Annotated in this window: 5 protein-coding genes; 2 read left to right on the top strand and 3 right to left on the bottom strand. The window is 71.4% G+C overall.

Going from position 1 to position 4,333, the window contains the following annotated elements:
• Positions 1 to 805, bottom strand: an 805-nt coding sequence (locus tag AB0M28_RS39965) for an ATP-binding cassette domain-containing protein (protein ID WP_365415681.1), incomplete at its 3' end; no start/stop codon positions are given.
• Complete coding sequence (locus AB0M28_RS39960; RefSeq protein ID WP_365415679.1) at positions 802 to 1,875, bottom strand: sugar ABC transporter substrate-binding protein; 1,074 nt, start codon at positions 1,873 to 1,875, stop codon at positions 802 to 804. The genes AB0M28_RS39960 and AB0M28_RS39965, both read right to left, overlap by 4 nt.
• Before the next feature lie 278 nt (positions 1,876 to 2,153).
• Between AB0M28_RS39960 and AB0M28_RS39955 the strand changes: the two genes are divergently transcribed.
• Entirely contained in the window at positions 2,154 to 2,957 is an 804-nt protein-coding gene (locus tag AB0M28_RS39955; protein WP_365415677.1) for a DeoR/GlpR family DNA-binding transcription regulator, read from the top strand.
• Positions 2,958 to 3,116: 159 nt separating this feature from the next.
• Here the strand turns inward: AB0M28_RS39955 and AB0M28_RS39950 are convergent, their stop codons facing one another.
• Positions 3,117 to 3,491 (bottom strand): cupin, encoded by a 375-nt coding sequence (locus AB0M28_RS39950; RefSeq protein WP_365415675.1) that lies wholly within the window; start codon positions 3,489 to 3,491, stop codon positions 3,117 to 3,119.
• A 78-nt stretch (positions 3,492 to 3,569) separates the two neighbouring features.
• Here AB0M28_RS39950 and AB0M28_RS39945 point away from each other — a divergent pair, with 78 nt between their 5' ends.
• The gene (locus tag AB0M28_RS39945; protein WP_365415673.1) at positions 3,570 to 4,043 is read left to right on the top strand and encodes a MarR family transcriptional regulator; all 474 of its coding nucleotides are present in this window, start codon (positions 3,570 to 3,572) and stop codon (positions 4,041 to 4,043) included.
• Positions 4,044 to 4,333 lie beyond the last annotated feature (290 nt).

Below are 4,333 nucleotides of genomic sequence, written 5' to 3'. Positions count from 1 at the left end.
GGCCCCGGCCGGGGGTGGGGGCGCGGCGGCCCCCCCCCCCCCCCACCACGTTGTCGGCCGCGCCCGTGATGGCGGCCACGACGTCCTCGGTGGAGGCGTCCCGGGCGTCGAACACACCGTTGTTGCGGCCCAGGCGCAGCACGACCACGCGGTCCGCGACCGCGCGCACGTCCTCCATGTTGTGGCTGATCATCACCACGCCCCGGCCGCCCAGGCGCAGGCGCTCGATCAGGTCGAGGACCTCGGCGGTCTGTGCGACGCCGAGGGCGGCCGTCGGCTCGTCCAGCAGGATGACCTTCGGGTCGCCCAGCAGCGAGCGCGCGATCGCCACCGTCTGGCGCTGGCCGCCGGACAGCGCGGCGACCGGCACGTTCAGCGTGGGGAGCTTCGCCGACAGCTCCCGCAGCAGGGCCCACGACCGCTTCTCCATCTCCACGTCGTCCAGCAGCCAGGGCCGCAGCTCCTGGCCGAGGAACAGGTTCGCCTTGACGTCGAGGTTCTCGCACAACGCCAGGTCCTGGTAGACGGTGGCGATGCCCATCGCGTGCGCGGCCGCCGGCGAGCCGAGCACGACCTCCTCGCCGCGGAAGCGGATGGTGCCGGCGTCCGGGGCGTACACGCCCGAGAGCACCTTCACCAGCGTCGACTTGCCGGCGCCGTTGTCGCCGACGACGGCCACGACCTCGCCGGCCGCGACGTCGAGATCGATGTCGGTGAGTGCGGCGACCGCGCCGAACTGCTTGCTGATGCCCCGGAGCGACAGCACGGTCTCCCTGGCCGCTCCGGGCGCGGTGGGAGCCGTCACTGGATACCGAGCTTCTGGCAGGCGGCGGCGTAGGTGCTGGTGCACACGTCCGCGGGCTTCAGCACGCCGTCGGGGCCGAAGATGACGTCCTTGAGGTTCTGCTGGGTCACGACGGTGGGCTCGTACAGCTGCGACGGGGTCTCGAAGAGCGTGGTGGTCGGCTTGGGCGTCTTGCCCTGCATCAGCTCCCAGGCGACCTGCGCGGCCGCCTCCGCCACGATCTTGATGGGCTTGGAGATGGTGTTGTACTGGTCGCCCGACACGATCCGCTGGATGGCGGCCAGTTCGGCGTCGTTGCCGGTGACCGGCGGGACCTTCGCCTCGGCGGCCTTGAACGCGGCGATCGACCCGCCGCCGGTGCCGTCGTTCGCGGCGACCACGCCGGCGATGTCGGTGCGGAACTGGGCGATCTGGCCGCTCACCCACTGCTGGGCCTTCTCCGGCGACCAGTCGGGGGTGTCGTACTCGGCGAGGAGCTCGAAGCCGCTGGGGTCGACGGCCTTGTGGATGCCCGTCTTGATCAGCCCGGCGGCGGCGTCCGTCGGCGACCCGTTGACCTGGAGGATGCCGCCCTTGGCGCCGGTCTCCTTCAGATGGTCCACGAGGGACTGCCCGATGGACTGCCCGATCGCCTCGTTGTCGAACGACACGTAGAAGTCGGCGGCCTTCTTCGGGATGGGCCGGTCGTACGCCACGACCTTGATGCCCTGGGACTGCGCCGTCTGCACGATGGTCGCCGCGGACTCGGAGTCCACCGGGTCCAGGACGAGCACCTTGGCGCCCTGCGCCATCGCGGAGTTGGCCTGCTGCTGCTGGAGGGAGGCGTCGCTGTCGGCGTTCTGGTAGATGACCTTGCAGTCCGCGCACAGCTCCTTCATCTTCTGCTTGAACAGCGGTGCGTCGTACTGCTCGTAGCGCGTGGACGCCAGGTCCGGCATCAGGAACGCGACCGTGCCCGTCCCCTTGCCGTCCCCGCTCCCCTTGTCCGCGGTGCCCGGCTCCTCGGCACACGCGGTGAGGCCGCCCAGTACGAGGACGCCGGCTAGGGCAAGCCCGGGCAGTTTCCTCATGTTCCACTCCTTCGTGGGCCGTTCACGAACAGATGGTTTGCTGTGACGTAACGCACACGTAATCTGCGGGGCGGACCGAGTGTCAACAACTCACGAGAACTGAACAGAAGAACCGCACATCCGATCGCCGGTGGTGTTCCCTTCGCGCGACCGCCATAACACCGACCTGCCCGATTCGTAGGCGACTGGGCGTCGGCGAGGGCCTCTTGCGCGCGTACCGCACCGACCTGACACCGGAGTCCGGGTGTTCACTTCACAGAAACCGAACAGGAGCCGTCATGGGGGAAGACACCGGCCGCCGGCCGCGCGACCGGCGCGAACGGATCAAGAGCCGCGTCGTGGACGAGGGCTTCGTCCGGATCGAGCAGCTCGCGCGGGATCTGGGCGTCACCCCGATGACGATCCGCCGGGACCTGGACTACCTCCAGGGCAAGGGCTGGCTGCGCAAGGTCCGCGGCGGGGCGACGGCCCAGCCCTCGACGGCGTTCCACGGCGACGTCCGCCACCGCACGCAGGCGATGGCCCAGGAGAAGCAGTCCCTCGCCCAGGCGGCGCTCCCCCTGGTCAAACCCGGCCAGTCCGTCATCCTCGACGACAGCACGACGGCGCTCGCCCTCGCCCGCCTTCTCGGCCCCCGCGCGCCGCTCACCGTCATCACGAACTTCGTCCCGGTCATCCAGGTCCTCGCGGGCAGCCCCGGCATCGAGCTGATCTCGCTGGGCGGTACGTACTTCCCCGCGTACGACGCGTTCCTGGGCGTCCGTACGGCGGACGCGGCCGCGTCCCTCCACGCGGACACGCTCTTCGCGTCGACGACGGCGATCACGCGCAGCCACTGCTACCACCAGTCACAGGAGACGGTGGCGGTGAAGCGGGCCCTGATGGAGGCGTGCGACCACCGCGTCCTGCTGGTGGACCACACCAAGTTCCGCCGCCGGGGGCTGTACCAGCTGGCCCCGGTGCGGGCCTTCGACCTGGTGATAGTGGACGCCGGGATCCCCCCGGCGGACCTGGACGCGCTCCAGGCGGAGAACGTGGAGGTACTGGTGGCCCCCGCGGGGGGCCAGGGGGTGGGCGGGTGAGGGGGGCCGCCCGTGCCGGTCCGGCCGGGTGCGCGGGGGTGGGCCGACCCGGCCGGGTGCGCCGGGGTGGGTCGGCCCGGCGGATCCGGGCGGGGGTGAGCCCGGCCCGGCGGACCCCGGCGGGGGTGGGCCCGGCCCAGCCCGTTCACGGGGCAGAGGTCACTCGGCCCACGGGAGCGGGATCTTGTCCGTGCCGCCCGGCAGCATGGCCCTGCCGCCCACGGGCATGGCGACCAGGGCCTCCGCGGGGCCGCCCACGGCCTTCAGCCGCCGCACCGCGCCGCCGGGCACGACGATGGCCTGACCGGCCTTGGCGCGCCCGGTCCCGCCCTCCGACTCGATCTCGAACTCGCCCGACAGGGGCATCCACACCTGTTCGCGGTCGATGACGTGGACCGGCGTGGCGGCCTCCGCACCGAGCGCCACCCGCCAGGTGCTGACCTCGGCACTGCCCTGACTGGGGGCGGCCAGGCCGAACATCGTGCCGGTCGCCGTCCTGGTCGTCCGCTGCTCGCTCTCGCCGACCACGTACATGGGCGTACACCTCCTGTGTAAAGTTCCTTTACTCGCCGCGAGTAAAGCGGCTTTATTCAGGTGTGTCAAGATGATCCGATGGCGACCCATGACCCCCTCGAGCGCTCCGAGCTCACCTTCCTGCTCGGGATGGCCTTCCAGCTGGTCCTCTCCGAGTTCGTGAGCCGCCTGGACGCGGCCGGCTACGCCGATCTGCGCCCCGTGCACGGTCTCGTCTTCCAGACGCTGCGGGATTCCGGCGCGACGAGCAGCGAACTGGCCGAACGACTCGGGGTCACCAAGCAGGCCGCCGGCCAGATCATCGACGACCTGGAGAAGCGCGGCTACGTCGAACGCCGCCCACACCCGGCCGGCGGCCGCCGCAAACTGGTCGTCCTGACCGAAAAGGCCCGAGACCACCTGGCGGTGGCCGGCCGCACCCTCCACGCCCTGGAAACCCAACTGGCCACCCAACTCCACGAGGCGGGCCACGAACTACCACGAACCGAACTGGCAGCACTGATCCGCACCCTGGCCGGAGACACGCTCCCACCGTGGCGCCCGGTCTGGTAATCACCGGCCACCAGGCACACAGCCCGAACCGCACAATCCCAGCCCGGCCGGCGTTTGAGGCCGAGGCGCGCAGCGCCGACAACACCGGCCACCAGGCACGCAGGGCGAAGGAGGCATCCCCAGCCCGTCCGGCGTTTGAGGACGAGGCGCGCAGCGCCGACAACTGCGGCGACCAGGCACGCAGGGCGAGCGGCCCGAACCCAGCCCGGCCGGCGTTTGAGGCCGAGCGCCGTCCAGGCGCGAAAGCGGGCGCAGCCCGCAAAGGGGGGCCGGGGGCGGAGCCCCCGCGG

Source organism: Streptomyces sp. NPDC051940 (genome assembly GCF_040680895.1).
Classification (GTDB): domain Bacteria; phylum Actinomycetota; class Actinomycetes; order Streptomycetales; family Streptomycetaceae; genus Streptomyces.
Note: the sequence above shows the minus strand (reverse complement) of the source record. Positions and strands in the feature narration are given on the sequence as shown.

Coding starts and splice junctions, on each gene's coding strand:
- AB0M28_RS39960 (WP_365415679.1), bottom strand. CDS start 1,875: ATGAGGAAACTGCCCGGGCTTGCCCTAGCCGGCGTCCTCGTACTGGGC.
- AB0M28_RS39955 (WP_365415677.1), top strand. CDS start 2,154: ATGGGGGAAGACACCGGCCGCCGGCCGCGCGACCGGCGCGAACGGATC.
- AB0M28_RS39945 (WP_365415673.1), top strand. CDS start 3,570: ATGGCGACCCATGACCCCCTCGAGCGCTCCGAGCTCACCTTCCTGCTC.
- AB0M28_RS39950 (WP_365415675.1), bottom strand. CDS start 3,491: ATGTACGTGGTCGGCGAGAGCGAGCAGCGGACGACCAGGACGGCGACC.